We start from the raw sequence: 14,888 nt of genomic DNA, 5'->3' as shown, positions 1-14,888 counted from the left end.
GCAATAAAACGAGTTAAATCAGGCGTCGGCGGCTCGCCGCTGACGCCTAAAAGCAGGACAGAACGGGTCGGGTGGCCACTGTGACTGCCCTGCGTTTACGGAGAATGGCGTATGTTGTATGACCTGATAATCCGACAGGCAAAAAGCTCAGACGGCAGCTTGACGGATATTGCAATTCACGACGGTAAAATCGCCGCCATCGGCCAGCTGGATTCCAGCGTCAGCGCCAAACGGATTCTCGAACTACAGGGCAAGGTTTTCGCCAGCGCCGGGTGGATCGACTCTCATGTTCACTGTTATAGCAAATCGCCGATTTATCACGACGAGCCGGATTTAGTCGGCGTCGCCAGCGGCGTCACCACGGTTATTGATGCAGGCAGCACCGGCGCGAACGACGTCGATGACTTCTACCAGCTGACCCGCCAGGCCAAAACCAACGTCTTTGCTTTCCTCAATATCGCCCGTACCGGCATCGTGACCCAAAACGAGCTGGCGGACATGGAGCAAATCGACAAAGTGGGCGTGCGCGAATCCATTGCCCGCAACCCCGGCTTCATCATTGGTATCAAAGCTCGCATGAGCAGCAGCGTAGTGGGCAAAAACGGCATTAAGCCGCTGATCCGCGCCAAAGAAATTCAGCAGGAAAACGACGACCTGCCGCTGATGGTGCACATTGGCAATAACCCGCCAAATCTGGATGAAATCGCCGATTTACTCACTTCGGGCGACATCATCACCCACTGCTACAACGGCAAACCCAACCGCATTTTATCGCCAGAGGGCGTGCTGCGAGATTCGATTAAACGCGCCCTGAGCCGCGGCGTGCGTCTCGACGTCGGCCACGGCAGCGCCAGCTTTAGCTTTGAAGTGGCCCAGTTGGCCATTCAGCAAGGCATTTTGCCGCACACCATCAGCTCCGATATTTACTGCCGCAACCGCGTCAACGGCCCGGTCCACAGCCTGGCCGCGGTGATGTCCAAGTTCTTTACCGTCGGCATGACGTTAGAACAGGTGATTGATTGCGTCACCTGTAACGCCGCCGACGCGCTTCGCCTGCCGTCAAAAGGACGCCTCGAAGTCGGTGCCGATGCTGACCTGACGCTGTTTGAGATCCAACACGCGCCAAAAGTCTTTCTCGACTCCGAAGGCCAGTCAGTGACCGGCGAACACCATCTGATCCCACTGGCCGCCGTGGTCGCTGGCGTCACCCTATTAACTGATGAAGGGAAATCAAATCATGTCTTCCAATGCTGATCTCTACGAAAAATATAAGCTAAAACAGGTCATTAATGCTTCAGGTCGTATGACCGCGCTAGGCGTGTCTACCCCGCGCCCGGAAGTGGCTGACGTGGTGAATACTGGTCTGAATCACTACTTCGAAATGAAGGATTTGGTCAATAAAACCGGGGCTTACATCGCCAAACTGCTGGATGTTGAAAACGCGGTAGTGGTGTCCTGCGCCTCGGCGGGGATTGCTCAGTCCGTCGCCGCCGTGATTATCAAAGACAATGCCTGGCTGCTGGAAAACCTGCACGCCGCGCCGCTGGACGTGCCGCACGACATCGTGCTGCCGAAGGGCCACAATGTAAACTTCGGCGCGCCGGTCGGCACCATGATCACCCTGGGTGGCGGTAAAATTGTTGAAGCCGGTTATGCCAACGAATGCTCTGCTGCCCAGCTGGCGGCCTGCATTACGCCGCGCACCGCCGCGATTATGTACATCAAATCGCACCACTCGGTGCAGAAAAGCATTCTCTCCGTGGAAGAAGCCGCCGCCGTGGCGCAGGAGCACAACCTCCCGCTGATCGTCGATGCCGCCGCTGAAGAAGATCTGACCTGCTACTACAACATGGGCGCAACGCTGGTGATTTACAGCGGCGCGAAGGCCATCGAAGGCCCAACCAGCGGCTTGGTGCTGGGCAAGCACCAGTACGTCGAGTGGGTGAAGCAGCAGTCCGGCGGCATTGGCCGCGCGATGAAAGTGGGTAAAGAGGGCATTCTTGGCTTAACGCAGGCGATTGAAAGTTACATCACCCAGCCAAAAACCACCGGGCAGGAGATGGTGGACAAGATGACGCCATTCATCGACAGCCTGAACCAAATCAACGGTGTGAGTGGCCGCGTGGTGTGGGACAGCGCCGGGCGCGACATTGCGCGCACCGAAATCACGTTCGACGAAGCCGTGCTGGGTTGGAAAACCAAAGCCATCGTGGAAGCGATGAAAGAGGGCGATATCGCGGTGTACTTCCGTGGCTACCGCGCCAACGAAGGCAAGATTGAAGTCGACGTGCGCAGCGTGACTCCGCCGCAGTTAGCCATCGTCGCTGAACGTTTCAAACAACTTTTTGATGGAGCAAAAGCATGAACCTGACCCCGAACTTCTACCGCGATCGCGTGTGTCTGAACGTGCTGGCAGGCTCCAAAGACAACGCCCGCGACATCTATGACGCGGCGCAGGGCCACGTGCTGGTTGGCGTGCTTTCCAAGAACTATGCCGATGTACCTTCTGCCGTGGCGGATATGAAAGAGTACGCGTCGCTGATTGAAAATGCCCTGTCCGTCGGGCTTGGCGCGGGCGATCCGCGCCAGTCGCTGATGGTCAGCCTGATTTCACAGCAGGTCCAGCCGCAGCACGTCAATCAGGTGTTCACCGGCGTGGGCACCAGCCGCGCGCTGCTGGGCCAAAACGACAGCGTGGTTAACGGCCTGATCTCCCCAACCGGCAAAGTGGGCTGGGTTAAAATCAACACCGGGCCATTGAGCGCCTCGCAGCCCGACGCCATCGTGCCGGTCGAAACCGCCATTGCGCTGCTCAAAGACATGGGCGGCAGCTCGGTGAAATACTTCCCGATGGGCGGCCTGAAGACCCGTGATGAGTTCGCCGCCGTGGCGCGCGCCTGCGCCGAGCACGATTTCTGGCTGGAGCCGACCGGTGGTATCGATCTGGAAAACTTCGAGCCGATCATGGAGATCGCCCTCGAAGCCGGGGTGAGCAAAATCATTCCGCACATCTATAGCTCGATTATCGACAGCGCCAGCGGCGACACCCGTCCGGCCGATGTCAGAACCCTGCTGGCGAGCGTCAAAAAGCTCGTAAGCTGAGGTTTATTCTCGTATTCCAATCCGCGCCGTCAGTTCGCTGCGCTGTTAAACACCCTGCGTCGCCGTTTTATGGCGCAGGGATCCCGCGTTTGTCTGGCAATCCCTTTGATTTGAGGAAATGTATGAGAAACTGGTTACTGATTTCAGGTTTAACATCCGCGATGCTGGCGATGTCTGCCACGCCGCTCTACGCAGCAGAAAAAGCTATGGCCCAAACTTCACACTATGCCTATGTCGGGACTTACAATCCCAATGGCGAAGGCGTCTATCGTTTTAAATTTGATAGCAAAACCGGCGCGCTGACTGAGCGCGTGCTGGCCAGCCAGTTGCCGAATCAGGCACAGATGGTGCTGAGCCACGACGGCAAAACGCTGTTCATTGGCAGCGAAATCGATAACTTCAATGGCGGCAAAAACGGTGCGATTGCGGCATATAAAATCAACCCGCAGGACGGCAGCTTAACGCTAATCAATCAGGTAGATTCACAGGGCGCAGGTCCGGTGTACCTATCGCTGACGCCAAAAGGCGATCACCTGCTGGTGGCTAACTACATCAGCGGCGTGGTGGCGACTTTCCCGGTGGATGCCAGTGGCAAACTGGGCGAAGCCAGCGATCATCAACAGGACTCAGGCCCGGCCGGTGCCGCCAAACCTGAAGCTGCGGCGCCGGGCAGCTTTGCCGCCAGCGACCACAACGGCCCGCACGCGCACATGATCGCCACCGATCCGAGCGGCAAGTTTGTCTTCTCAACCGATCTGGGTCTGGACAGGATCTATCAGTGGAAGCTGGACAGTGCCAGCGGCAAGCTGGAAGCCAACGATCCTCCGTTTATCAACGCCTCTTCCGCCGGTGCGGGGCCGCGCCATTTCGTGTTCCACCCGAACGGCAAAGTGGTGTTCCTGATTAACGAAGAAGCTTCGACCCTGACCAGCTATCGCTTCGACAGCGCCAAAGGCACGTTGACCCAGCTGCACGTGCTCTCTTCATTACCTGCTAACTTTAAAGGCACCAACTTTGCCGCCGGTATCGTGCTGAGCAAGGATGGCCATCACCTTTACGTGGCGAACCGCCTGCATAACAGCATCGCGCAAATCAACGTGACGGGCGAGGGGGCAATGACCTTCGCGGAAGAAGCCTGGACCCGTGGCGACTACCCGCGCACGCTGACCTTGTCGCCGGATGGAAAATACATTTACGCGATGAATCAACGAAGCGATAACATCACTCGATTCAAGATTGCCGCCGAGAGCGGTAAACTGACTTTTGTTGATGATTACACGCCAGTGGGCAGCCCGTCGCAGATGGTGATTGTTCCTTAAGCCGTTTTACCTCGTGAGGTAGGCGGAAAATAACGGGTGCGGGGTGACGCGGTTGGTCATCCCGCCTTGTCATTTCAAGTGGCAGTAGAATTGATGTTTCACAGCAACAACCGACTGGAAGGATTATGGTGAGATTTCCCTATCAACGACTGGCCCATCTGTTTGATGCCCTACAGGCCGAAACGCTGCCTCAGGACGAGCTGGCGAAGCGCCTTGACGTCTCCACTCGCACCGTGCGCGCTGATATTACCGCGCTGAATGAAATTATGGCCCAGTACGGCGCTTCCTTTGTGCATAACCGCGGTAGCGGCTATCAGCTGAAAATCGACGATCAGACGCTGTTCTCTGCGTTGCAGGAAACCAATAATCGTCGGGTCAGCCCAACGCCGCGCACCGCGCCGGAGCGGGTGAATTACCTGCTTATACGCTTTTTGACCTCAGCCTTTTCCCTCAAGCTAGAAGATCTGGCCGATGAATGGTTTGTCAGCCGGGGAACCCTGCAAAATGATATGGCTGAGGTCAGAGAACGTCTGGCACGTTACCACCTGAGCATTGAAACCAAGCCGCGTTACGGCATGAAGCTGTTTGGCGCCGAGCTGGCGATTCGCTCCTGCCTGACGGATTTGCTGTTCCAGCTGGAAAGCGACGAGCAGAGCCATCCGCTGCTGAAAACCGAGAGTCTGGCGCTTGAGGCGCTGGGGCCGTTAACCGATTTTATGCACCAGTCGCTGGCGCAGTCCTCGATCCAACTGACCGATGAAGGTGAGCAGTACCTGATTCTGTACTGCGCGGTGGCGATTAAGCGCATTAGCGGCGGCTATCCGTTGACGGATTTTGATGCTGAAGAGGGCGACCCGGCGGTGAAGCAGGTCTCTACGCGCCTGGCGGCCGAGCTTAAGGCGCTAGTAGGTAAGGAGATCCCGGCGGCTGAAGAGGTCTATTTGCGGGTGAATATCGCGGCACGGCGGGTGCAGAACATCCTGCCGACGGATATTAATGCCGATGACGATGAGTCGCTGGTGGACTACATTCTGTCCTACATCAATGCGCACTATAATTATGATTTACAAGGGGATAAGCAGCTCCGCGCCGACTTGCTCACCCATATCAAAACCATGATAACCCGGGTGAAGTATCAGATTAACATCCCCAACCCGCTGCTGAGCAACATCAAACAGCACTACCCAATGGCCTACGACGTCACGCTGGCGGCGGTATCGAGCTGGGGCAAATACACCCCTTATTCGCTCAGTGAAAACGAAATCGGTTTTCTGGTGCTGCATATCGGCGTCGGGCTGGAGCGCCACTACAACATCGGCTACCAGCGCCATCCGCAGGTGATGCTGGTGTGCGATACCGGCAACTCGACCATTCGCATGATTCAGGCGCAGATTAGCCGCAAATACCCGCAGCTGGTGGTGACGCAAGTGGTGACGCTGCGAGATTACGAGAAGCTGGAGCACATCGACGAAGATTTCATCATCTCCAATGCGCGCATCACCGAGAAGAACAAGCCGGTGGTGGTGCTGTCGCCATTCCCCACCGAGTACCAGATGGAGCAGCTCGGCAAGCTGGTGCTGGTGGACCGCACGCGGCCCTATATGCTGGAGAAGTTTTTCGACGAGCGCCATTTCATGATAATCAATCAGCCGATGACCCAGGCCGAGCTATTCCACAAGGTGTGCAGCCAGCTGGAAGAAGAGGGCTATGTCGACGCAGAGTTCTATCCGTCAGTGGTCGAGCGCGAAGAGATTGTGTCGACCATGCTGGGCGAAGGCATTGCGCTGCCGCACTCGCTGGGGCTGCTCGCCAAGAAGACGGTGGTGATCACCCTGCTATCCCCGCAGGGCATTGAGTGGGGCGATGGCGAAACTGCGCATGTGATTTTCCTGCTGGCGATCAGCAAAGCGGACTATGAAGAGGCGATGGCGATTTACGATTTGTTCGTGACGTTCGTGCGGGAAAGGTCGATGAGCCGTTTGCTAAGTAGTGAGAGTTTTAATTCTTTTAAAGCGATAGCGATAGATTGTTTGAGTAGAATTTAAGAAAAATGCTGCTTTACCCAAAATAGTTCGAGGTGCAGCCAACGCACCTGCACCTTGAAATATGATGGGTCAATTAGTCTTCGTCGAAGCCGGAATTGATAAGATTAATCACGGCTTCCAAAGCTTGAACCTCATCGGAGCCGGTGGCTTCGATTTCAATCTGCTGGCCCTTTGGCGAGTCCAGCATCAGCAGCGCGATCACGCTGCTGGCCTCGGCTTCAATGCCTGCGTCGTTACGCAGCATCACTTCTGACTCAAAGCTCTGCACCAGTTCAAACAACTTCATTGCCGGACGAGCGTGCATGCCCAGCCGGTTTTTGATTTCTACCGTTTGTTTAACCGTCATGATTTGCGTTTTTCCAGCGTGCGATGGCGGGATTGCACATTCTTCCCGCGAGAACGGAAGTAGTCAGCCAATTGTTCAGCGATGTAAACCGAGCGATGTTTCCCGCCGGTGCAGCCAATGGCGACGGTCAGATAACTGCGATTGTTGGTTTCCAGCATCGGCAGCCACAGTTCAAGGTAGCTGCGGGTCTGGTAAATGAAGTTATGCACATCGGTATGGCGGTCGAGGAACGCAGCGACGGGTTTATCCAGACCGGTCATCGGGCGCAGTTTCGGGTCCCAATGCGGGTTCGGCAGGAAGCGCACGTCAAACACGTAGTCGGCATCAATAGGAATGCCGTGCTTGAAGCCAAAGGACTCAAACACCATGGTCAGTTCGCGCTCGCGCTTGCCCAGCAGGCGAGTACGCAGCATTTCAGCCAGTTCGTGAACTGACATCTCGGAGGTATCGATGATCAGATCTGCGGAAGAGCGCAGCGGCTCTAGCAGGTCAGCTTCTTCATCAATTGCACTTTCGAGCGACAGATTTTTACTGGAAAGCGGATGCAGGCGACGAGTGTCGCTGTAACGGCGGATCAGCGTGTTGCGATCGGCGTCGAGAAACAGCAGCTGCGGCGAAAAGCTCGCGGGCAGCTGCGTCATTGCATGTTCGTAAACTTCCGGGGTTTCCGGCATGTTGCGCACGTCGATACTGACCGCGGCGGAGGTATTACGTTCAGCAAGGGTCTGTGCGAGCTGCGGCAGTAAGACCACCGGCAGGTTATCGACACAGTAAAAACCCATATCTTCCAGTGCCCGCAAAGCAACCGATTTCCCTGAACCGGAACGGCCGCTGACAATCATCAGCACCATGTTGTCACTCCCCTGCAATCAGTGTTCTGAATTCACTTTCCCGGAAGACTATCCGGGAACCGTCATTGGCAAAATCGCGCCGGTAAACACTATTATCCGGCTGAACATTAAAGAGATCTTAAATCTGTATTCTTCTTATTATTCACTTTCGGTCATGATTTGGAACAGTTCTTCGTCACTTTGCGCGCCGCGCAGGCGACGGCACACGGCTTTGTCAGCGAGCTTTTTCGCCACTAAAGACAAGGTGTGTAGATGGGTTTTACATTGATCGGCGGGGACCAGCAAGGCAAAAAGCAGGTCGACAGGTTGATTATCGATAGCGTCGAAAGCGATCGGCTGTTCCAGTTGAATGAACACACCTACGGCGCGCAGCGTATCCTCTTCCAATTTGCCGTGAGGAATGGCGATACCCGCACCGATACCAGTGCTGCCCATTCTCTCGCGGGTCAAAATGGCGTCAAAAATAACCTGTGGCGCCAGATTGAGCTGCTTGGCGGCGAGTTCGCTGATGATTTCCAGCGCGCGTTTCTTACTGGCGCAGTGAACGCCGCTTTTGGTGCACTCGGCATTAAGGACCGACGTTAACTGCATGGCTATATCGTTAATCATTTCATCATTCACTTTTTCGCTCTGACACCGGACAGGCTCTTTTACCCTAAATGACAGTTCGGCTCGCTGCCAGAAGGTCGCGAGCCGATACTCAAGGTCCGTAGTGCATAGAGACTATGTGGGTGCTAGTGCTGTTTCAGTTTATCTTTATGCTTATTGAGCTGGCGAGCCAGCTTATCAATCAGGAGATCGACGGCTGCATACATATCCTGATGATCCGAGGTGGCGTGCAACTCGCCTCCATTCACATGCAGCGTGGCTTCCGCCTTTTTCTGCACTTTTTCAACGCTCAACACCACGTATACCTGATTTATTCGATCAAAATATTGCTCAAGTTTGGCAAATTTTGTCGTAACAAATTCTCTGATAGGTTCCGTGATCTCGATGTGGTGTCCGGTAATGTTGAGCTGCATAATGTCTTCCTTCTCTGTTGAGGTCAAACTAACTGTTTACGTTGGTTTGAAGGCGGGATGGACAAAGACTCTCGGTATTTCGCTACTGTGCGACGTGCGACCATGATCCCTTGATCAGAGAGCATGGTGGCTAACTTGCTGTCACTTAACGGTTTGACAGGGTTTTCCGCCGCGATTAATTTCTTCACCAGCGCCCTAATGGCGGTAGATGATGCCTCGCCTCCGCTGTCAGTACTGACATGGCTGGAGAAGAAATATTTTAGTTCGAAGATACCGCGCGGACTGTGCAGAAACTTCTGCGTGGTCACGCGCGATATGGTCGATTCGTGCATATCCACGGCGCTGGCGATGTCGGCCAACACCATAGGTTTCATAAATTCTTCGCCTGACTCAAAGAACGCCTGCTGCTGCTCGACAATGCAGCGCGTCACTTTTAACAGCGTGTCGTTGCGGCTTTCGAGGCTCTTAATCAGCCACTTGGCTTCCTGCAAATTACTGCGAATGAACTGCCCGTCGCTGTCACTGCGCGTTGAGTTGCCCATCGCGGCATACTGCTGGTTAATCTTCAGGCGTGGAATGCTGTCTGAATTCAACTCGACGGTCCAGACGTTCGACACTTTACGCACCAGCACATCGGGGATCACATACTCAGATTCGCCGGTGTTGATCGACTGCCCTGGGCGCGGATCGAGCGACTGAATCAGCTGCATCGCACATTTAAGTGTATCTTCTTTTAAGCGGGTCGAACGCATAAGTGCGCGAAAATCATGATTGGCGAGCAGATCCAGATGTTCACTGACGATCAATTTAGCTTCGGCCAGAAAAGGCGTTTCCGCCACGTATTGCGATAGCTGGATCAGCAGGCAGTCGCGCAGGTCGCGTGCGGCAACCCCCACCGGATCAAAGCGTTGAACGCGCTTAAGCACGGCTTCAACCTCATCCATGCTTATCTCTTCATCGCCCATGCTTTCAAGGATATCTTCCAGCGAGACGGTGAGGTAGCCGGTGTCGTCAACGGCGTCGACGATAGAGGTGGCAATGGCGGCATCGGTGTCGGTGAAGGGGGTCAGTTCCACTTGCCACATGAGGTAATCTTGCAGCGTTTGGGTGGTTTCGCCCTGATAGATTGGCAACTCGTCATCACTGTAGTCATTACCAGTGCCTGACGGCGTTCCTGCGGTGTAAATCTCATCCCACGTGGCGTCGAGCGGCAGCTCCTCGGGCATATCTTTCTGCTCAAGGGCTTCACGCGTATCTAAGCCTTCACTGGCCGTGGCTTCGACGGAATCAATTTCATCATGCAGATCGGTTTGCTCCAACAGCGGGTTGCTTTCCAGCGCCAGTTGGATCTCCTGTTGGAGCTCAAGCGTTGATAGCTGCAACAGGCGAATAGCCTGCTGTAGCTGAGGTGTCATGGCCAATTGCTGGCTAAATCTGAGCTGCAAACCTTGCTTCATATCTTGGCTTTACTTCCTGAACTGAACTACCCGCCGTCACTCAACGCGAATGAAAGCGGGCAGAATCGGTGATTACAGACGGAACTCATTGCCGAGATAAACGCGTTTCACTTGTTCATCTTCCAGAATATCTGTCGGAGTACCATGAGCGATAAGCTTGCCCTGACTGACGATGTAAGCGCGCTCACAGACATCCAGCGTTTCACGAACGTTGTGGTCGGTAATTAATACCCCCAGCCCGCTGTCGCGCAGATGTTCGATAATCTTTTTGATGTCGATAACTGAAATAGGGTCAACGCCGGCAAAGGGTTCATCCAGCAGGATAAATTTCGGGTTGGCGGCCAGCGCGCGGGCGATTTCAACACGACGGCGCTCACCACCAGACAGGGATTGACCCAAGTTATCGCGCAGATGAGAGATATGGAACTCTTCCATCAGCTCGTTGGCGCGGTCGTTACGCTGCTCTTTGGTCAGGTCGTCGCGAATTTCCAGCACGGCCATCAGGTTGTTGAAAACGCTGAGGCGGCGGAAAATCGAGGCTTCCTGCGGCAGATAGCCAATACCGCGACGTGCGCGGGTATGCAGCGGCAGCAGACTGATGTCTTCATCATCAACCACAATACGACCCGCGTCGCGCTGAACGATGCCCACGACCATGTAGAAGGTGGTGGTTTTACCGGCACCGTTAGGCCCCAGCAACCCAACGATTTCGCCGGAGTTGACGGTCAGGCTGACGTCCTCGACCACTTTGCGGCCTTTGTAAGCCTTAGCCAGATTTTCTGCGATTAACGTTGCCATAAATTATCACTTACTCTTTTTGGTCGGAGTTGTCGCCGGTTGCTGGCCTTTGTCTTGCAATTGCGAAGGCACCAGCACGGTGGTCACACGGCCGCCTTTATTGTCACTGAAGGCCTGCATCTGCTGTTTTTGCACCAGATAAGTAATTTTGTCACCTTTCACGTTGCTATCTTGTTGTTCCAGATAAGCATTGCCGGTCAGCGTCACCAGATCGCTCGCCACTTCATAGCGCACTTTCGAGGCGTGGCCGCTGATTGGCTTGCCGTTATCCTGCATCTGATAGAAGGTCACGGGATTGCCGTAGCCTTCTACCACTTCTTGCCCGGAAACGCCGTTAGGGCGGATAACCACGACTTTATCGGCTTTCACCTGAATAGAGCCTTGATTCACTACCACGTTGCCGGTGAAGGTCGCGGTATTGGTGTTCACATCCAGTGCCTGGTTAGCAGAGTCGATAGTGATCGGCTTTGTGGTGTCATCTTTCAGCGCAAACGCCGGAATGCTGACGGCTAACAGAGAGCTGGTGATCAGGAGATTACGGATTCTGTTTTTTGTTTTGAATTTCATAAGAGGTATTTACCTTATCGATCAGCTCTGCGGTTTTGTTACGCAGATTTCCACGCATTTTCATGCCGTTAGATGTAAAGCCTGTGCCGTAAAGCGTCACTTCATCATCAGAGGCAACATCTTGCGTTACCAAATTGACAGAAGCGTTGTCGGTTCTAATACGCTGCAATTGCGAGGTATCAGGCGTCAGACTGTCGACCTGCACATGACCATACAAATAGAGCATCTTGTCATTGGTCATCTTGGCGCGATCTGAGCGAACCGTCCACACAGGAATTTTGTCTTTGTCATACATGGTCATTACCGGGTTGGTAAACCATGTTAATTGAGTCGTAGTGTAATATTTGACTTCGTCAGAGACTAGCTTGTAATTCAGGGCGCCCATAGGGTTATAAACGACCGTCACCGTGTGCTGGCTCTGATAAGTCGGGTCCTGATCATTCACTGTGACAGGGGCAGTGTTGTCTGAATCAGACAGGTTCCAGCCAATCAGGGCTAATACCACGATGGCCAGAACGATAGTTATCCAAAGCTTAGGTTTGTTCATATTGACAGCCCTTTGGCGTCCTCCAGCTTGCCCTGTGCCAGCAGAATAAGGTCACATATTTCGCGTACTGCGCCACGCCCACCGGGGATTTGGGTTACATAATGCGCCTTTGGAAGCAGAATAGGGTGCGCATCTTTTACGGCAACAGACAGACCTACTTCAGCCATCACCGGCCAGTCAATCAGGTCATCACCAATGTAGGCAACTTCATCAGCCTTTAAGGACAGTGTATCTAACAGTTCGCGGAAGGCCAAAAGCTTATCTGACTGCCCCTGATATAGATGACGAATTCCCAGCGTATTGGCGCGATCTTCCAGCAATTTTGCATTTCTACCGGTAATGATCGCCACTTCGACGTCGGACGTCAGCAGGCAGCGAATGCCATAGCCATCGCGTACATTGAAGGTTTTCAGCTCTTCGCCTTGATTACCCATATAAATCAGGCCATCAGACATCACGCCGTCCACATCACAAATCAGCAGGCGAATGGACTTAGCTCGCTCCAGCACATTGGCGCTGACCGGGCCATAACACGTATCCACCGTAGCTGCTTTATTACTCATTCAGGGCATTCCTCAATTAAATGACGCCAGCGCGCAGCATGTCGTGCATATGTACCACACCCATCAACTGGTCGCCATCGGCAACCATTACGCAGGTAATGTGTCGTTCCTGCATTAAGTTTAGGGCATCAACGGCCAGCAAATTCGGACGAACGCGGATGCCGCCCGTGGTCATGACATCAGCGATGGAGGCCTCATTGATATTGACGCCCATATCGAAGATGCGCCGTAAGTCACCATCAGTGAAGATGCCTTCGATTTTCATCAAGTCATCGCAAATGATGGTCATCCCGAGATTTTTGCGAGTGATCTCCAGCAGGGCGTCGCGCAGAGACGCATCGCGGCTGACGTGGGGAATTTCGCTCCCGGTGTGCATGATATCGCTGACGCGCAGCAGAAGCTTACGGCCAAGTGCTCCGCCGGGATGGGACATGGCGAAGTCTTCCTCGGTGAAGCCGCGAGCCTGTAACAGCGCCACGGCCAGCGCGTCGCCCATCACCATCACCGCGGTGGTGCTGGTGGTCGGAGCAAGGCCCAGCGGGCAGGCTTCTTCGGGAACGCGCACGCAGATATGCACATCGGCGGCTCGACCCATGGAGCTTTCCGGGTTGGCCGTCATGCAAATCAAGGGGATTGAAAGACGCTTCAGCACCGGGATCAGCGCCAAGATTTCGTGCGATTCACCGGAGTTGGAAATCAGGATAACAACGTCCTGTTTAGACACCATGCCCAGGTCGCCATGGCTGGCCTCGCCCGGGTGGACGAAGAACGCTGGCGTGCCGGTGCTGGCGAAGGTTGCCGCCATTTTGCGCCCGACGTGGCCTGATTTCCCCATCCCCATCACCACTATTTTACCGACGCAGGCGAACATCTTTTCACAGGCGCGGGTAAAATCGTCGTTGATGTATTGGTCGAGTTGCTCCAGTCCTTCGCGTTCCGTCTTCAGCACTGCTTTTCCTGCGGATTGATAATCAAACCCGCGCTCTAGCTCGAAATTTCCCATTTTTTCTTCCTGATGGGTCAAAAATCAACGCTGCCCGGCACAAAGTAGAGCAACGCGAGATAGGCGACAAAGCCGCATAATAACAAGGTTCCTGCCAGATGGCCGATGCGATGTTTGCGCATCAAACACAGGCCAGTTAGCACCACGCTGACGGCTAACATGACCCAGTAATCGCGGTGGAACGCCTCAGGGCTAAACGACCCTGGAGCCACCAGCGCGGGCAGGCCCAGCACCAAACAGGTGTTAAAGATGTTGGCACCGATAATATTACCCAGCGCGATGTCGTCTTCACCTTTCACCGCGCCAGCAATAAAGGTCGCCAGCTCCGGCAGGCTGGTGCCGATAGCCACCACCGTCAAACCGATAATCAGTTCGCTGACGCCAAAGTAGCGGGCAATCACCGTCGAGTTATCAACAATCATGCTCGACGCCAGCGGCATGATAATGAACCCCAGCGCCAGCCACAGGAAAGCGACCGTATTGCTACTGTCCTGTGGAAGTTCGGCCATCTGTTCATAAGTCAGCGTGTCCAAACCTTGCTTCTCGGCGGCGCGGGCAATTTTTATCATTAAGATGACAAAAATCGCGGCACTCGCCAGCAGCAGAAGGCCGTCCATTCTGCTCAATTCACCATCGCTAAGCAGAAAACCACAGAGCACGGTGACCAGTAACAATAAAGGGAGTTCGCGGCGCAAGATATCAGAACCCACGGAAAGTGGATGAATTAGGGCCGCTCCGCCTAAAATCAGAAGAATATTAATGATATTTGAACCGATGGCGTTACCCACGGCTAAATCCATCTGATCATTAATCGCGGCGGTGGTGGATACCACTAGCTCCGGCAAGGAGATCCCGATGCCAACCACGGTCATACCTATAATTAACGGCGGGATGCCAATTGAGCGGGCGAGAACGGCGGCTCCGTACACTAATCGATCGGCGGCATAAACCAGAAGCAGGAGGCCGACAACCATGAGTACGATAGCGAGAAGCATGAAAAGTCCTTTAATTAGGTATAATGCGAGGTTCGTAACCCGAACAGGCGACCAAAATGGTAGTCAAAAATGATCAACAAGCTTCAAACTGTCCTGAATACAGCCAGTCAAAGCTGCTATATGTTAGACGAATTGTTGATTTGTTTTAATCGTGTTTTCGAAGATTTTGACCCTCTGCCAGAGAAAAGTAAATCAATGGCAACTTTAGTGACGCAAACGCGGTAAGTTTTTGTAAAAATACCGGAGTTATGCGCTGATCCCTCTAACATCAGG

The 14,888-nt window shown here is 54.1% G+C and carries 16 protein-coding genes; 5 read left to right on the top strand and 11 right to left on the bottom strand.

The window, feature by feature from the left end; all coding sequences use genetic code 11:
• Nucleotides 1-114 precede the first annotated feature (114 nt).
• From ACT3RR_RS18280 to ACT3RR_RS18260, 5 genes are all read left to right on the top strand, one after another.
• On the top strand, nucleotides 115-1,254 hold the full coding sequence (locus tag ACT3RR_RS18280; protein ID WP_353503881.1) for an amidohydrolase/deacetylase family metallohydrolase: 1,140 nt from the start codon (nucleotides 115-117) through the stop codon (nucleotides 1,252-1,254).
• Nucleotides 1,238-2,365: a DgaE family pyridoxal phosphate-dependent ammonia lyase gene (locus ACT3RR_RS18275; protein WP_353500760.1), complete on the top strand. Its 1,128-nt coding sequence runs from the start codon at nucleotides 1,238-1,240 to the stop codon at nucleotides 2,363-2,365. Before ACT3RR_RS18280 ends, ACT3RR_RS18275 begins: the two co-directional genes overlap by 17 nt.
• Nucleotides 2,362-3,102 (top strand): 2-dehydro-3-deoxy-phosphogluconate aldolase, encoded by a 741-nt coding sequence (gene dagF, locus ACT3RR_RS18270; protein ID WP_154145842.1) that lies wholly within the window; start codon nucleotides 2,362-2,364, stop codon nucleotides 3,100-3,102. Before ACT3RR_RS18275 ends, dagF begins: the two co-directional genes overlap by 4 nt.
• Before the next feature lie 122 nt (nucleotides 3,103-3,224).
• Nucleotides 3,225-4,421, top strand: coding sequence for a lactonase family protein (locus ACT3RR_RS18265; protein WP_353500762.1), 1,197 nt, complete (start codon nucleotides 3,225-3,227; stop codon nucleotides 4,419-4,421).
• A 125-nt stretch (nucleotides 4,422-4,546) separates the two neighbouring features.
• Nucleotides 4,547-6,466: a BglG family transcription antiterminator gene (locus ACT3RR_RS18260; RefSeq protein ID WP_496200871.1), complete on the top strand. Its 1,920-nt coding sequence runs from the start codon at nucleotides 4,547-4,549 to the stop codon at nucleotides 6,464-6,466.
• A 73-nt stretch (nucleotides 6,467-6,539) separates the two neighbouring features.
• Here the strand turns inward: ACT3RR_RS18260 and npr are convergent, their stop codons facing one another.
• The 11 genes from npr to ACT3RR_RS18205 all read right to left on the bottom strand — a co-directional run bounded on the left by npr (nucleotide 6,540) and on the right by ACT3RR_RS18205 (nucleotide 14,615).
• A complete protein-coding gene (gene npr, locus ACT3RR_RS18255) occupies nucleotides 6,540-6,812 on the bottom strand; it encodes a PTS phosphocarrier protein NPr (protein WP_034786698.1) in 273 nt (90 codons plus the stop codon).
• The gene (gene rapZ / locus ACT3RR_RS18250; RefSeq protein ID WP_353500764.1) at nucleotides 6,809-7,663 is read right to left on the bottom strand and encodes an RNase adapter RapZ; all 855 of its coding nucleotides are present in this window, start codon (nucleotides 7,661-7,663) and stop codon (nucleotides 6,809-6,811) included. The genes npr and rapZ overlap by 4 nt, the downstream gene beginning before the upstream one ends.
• A gap of 138 nt (nucleotides 7,664-7,801) precedes the next feature.
• Nucleotides 7,802-8,284: a PTS IIA-like nitrogen regulatory protein PtsN gene (gene ptsN / locus ACT3RR_RS18245; RefSeq protein WP_172468494.1), complete on the bottom strand. Its 483-nt coding sequence runs from the start codon at nucleotides 8,282-8,284 to the stop codon at nucleotides 7,802-7,804.
• A 113-nt stretch (nucleotides 8,285-8,397) separates the two neighbouring features.
• The gene (gene hpf, locus ACT3RR_RS18240; protein WP_034786702.1) at nucleotides 8,398-8,685 is read right to left on the bottom strand and encodes a ribosome hibernation promoting factor; all 288 of its coding nucleotides are present in this window, start codon (nucleotides 8,683-8,685) and stop codon (nucleotides 8,398-8,400) included.
• A 23-nt stretch (nucleotides 8,686-8,708) separates the two neighbouring features.
• Nucleotides 8,709-10,142 carry an RNA polymerase factor sigma-54 gene (gene rpoN / locus ACT3RR_RS18235; protein ID WP_353500765.1) on the bottom strand — a complete coding sequence of 478 codons (1,434 nt, stop codon included), beginning with the start codon at nucleotides 10,140-10,142 and terminating at the stop codon, nucleotides 8,709-8,711.
• Nucleotides 10,143-10,214: 72 nt separating this feature from the next.
• Nucleotides 10,215-10,940 (bottom strand): LPS export ABC transporter ATP-binding protein, encoded by a 726-nt coding sequence (gene lptB, locus ACT3RR_RS18230; RefSeq protein WP_353500766.1) that lies wholly within the window; start codon nucleotides 10,938-10,940, stop codon nucleotides 10,215-10,217.
• A gap of 6 nt (nucleotides 10,941-10,946) precedes the next feature.
• Nucleotides 10,947-11,507: a lipopolysaccharide ABC transporter substrate-binding protein LptA gene (gene lptA / locus ACT3RR_RS18225; protein WP_486031487.1), complete on the bottom strand. Its 561-nt coding sequence runs from the start codon at nucleotides 11,505-11,507 to the stop codon at nucleotides 10,947-10,949.
• Entirely contained in the window at nucleotides 11,476-12,054 is a 579-nt protein-coding gene (gene lptC / locus ACT3RR_RS18220) for an LPS export ABC transporter periplasmic protein LptC (RefSeq protein ID WP_353500768.1), read from the bottom strand. The genes lptA and lptC overlap by 32 nt, the downstream gene beginning before the upstream one ends.
• Complete coding sequence (kdsC, locus tag ACT3RR_RS18215) at nucleotides 12,051-12,617, bottom strand: 3-deoxy-manno-octulosonate-8-phosphatase KdsC (RefSeq protein ID WP_353500769.1); 567 nt, start codon at nucleotides 12,615-12,617, stop codon at nucleotides 12,051-12,053. Before kdsC ends, lptC begins: the two co-directional genes overlap by 4 nt.
• Before the next feature lie 16 nt (nucleotides 12,618-12,633).
• Nucleotides 12,634-13,620, bottom strand: coding sequence for an arabinose-5-phosphate isomerase KdsD (kdsD, locus tag ACT3RR_RS18210; protein WP_396132357.1), 987 nt, complete (start codon nucleotides 13,618-13,620; stop codon nucleotides 12,634-12,636).
• Between the two features lie 17 nt (nucleotides 13,621-13,637).
• Nucleotides 13,638-14,615, bottom strand: coding sequence for a calcium/sodium antiporter (locus tag ACT3RR_RS18205; protein WP_353500771.1), 978 nt, complete (start codon nucleotides 14,613-14,615; stop codon nucleotides 13,638-13,640).
• Nucleotides 14,616-14,888 lie beyond the last annotated feature (273 nt).

The sequence above is a fragment of the Ewingella sp. AOP8-B2-18 genome (assembly GCF_052376015.1).
Lineage (GTDB): Bacteria > Pseudomonadota > Gammaproteobacteria > Enterobacterales > Enterobacteriaceae > Ewingella > Ewingella allii.
Note: the sequence above shows the minus strand (reverse complement) of the source record. Positions and strands in the feature narration are given on the sequence as shown.

Bases quoted from the DNA above. Each gene is read 5' to 3' on its own strand.
- ACT3RR_RS18275 (WP_353500760.1), top strand. From the start codon at position 1,238: ATGTCTTCCAATGCTGATCTCTACGAAAAATATAAGCTAAAACAGGTC.
- dagF (WP_154145842.1), top strand. From the start codon at position 2,362: ATGAACCTGACCCCGAACTTCTACCGCGATCGCGTGTGTCTGAACGTG.
- ACT3RR_RS18265 (WP_353500762.1), top strand. From the start codon at position 3,225: ATGAGAAACTGGTTACTGATTTCAGGTTTAACATCCGCGATGCTGGCG.
- ACT3RR_RS18260 (WP_496200871.1), top strand. From the start codon at position 4,547: ATGGTGAGATTTCCCTATCAACGACTGGCCCATCTGTTTGATGCCCTA.
- npr (WP_034786698.1), bottom strand. From the start codon at position 6,812: ATGACGGTTAAACAAACGGTAGAAATCAAAAACCGGCTGGGCATGCAC.
- rapZ (WP_353500764.1), bottom strand. From the start codon at position 7,663: ATGGTGCTGATGATTGTCAGCGGCCGTTCCGGTTCAGGGAAATCGGTT.
- hpf (WP_034786702.1), bottom strand. From the start codon at position 8,685: ATGCAGCTCAACATTACCGGACACCACATCGAGATCACGGAACCTATC.
- rpoN (WP_353500765.1), bottom strand. From the start codon at position 10,142: ATGAAGCAAGGTTTGCAGCTCAGATTTAGCCAGCAATTGGCCATGACA.
- lptB (WP_353500766.1), bottom strand. From the start codon at position 10,940: ATGGCAACGTTAATCGCAGAAAATCTGGCTAAGGCTTACAAAGGCCGC.
- lptA (WP_486031487.1), bottom strand. From the start codon at position 11,507: ATGAAATTCAAAACAAAAAACAGAATCCGTAATCTCCTGATCACCAGC.
- lptC (WP_353500768.1), bottom strand. From the start codon at position 12,054: ATGAACAAACCTAAGCTTTGGATAACTATCGTTCTGGCCATCGTGGTA.
- kdsC (WP_353500769.1), bottom strand. From the start codon at position 12,617: ATGAGTAATAAAGCAGCTACGGTGGATACGTGTTATGGCCCGGTCAGC.
- kdsD (WP_396132357.1), bottom strand. From the start codon at position 13,620: ATGGGAAATTTCGAGCTAGAGCGCGGGTTTGATTATCAATCCGCAGGA.
- ACT3RR_RS18205 (WP_353500771.1), bottom strand. From the start codon at position 14,615: ATGCTTCTCGCTATCGTACTCATGGTTGTCGGCCTCCTGCTTCTGGTT.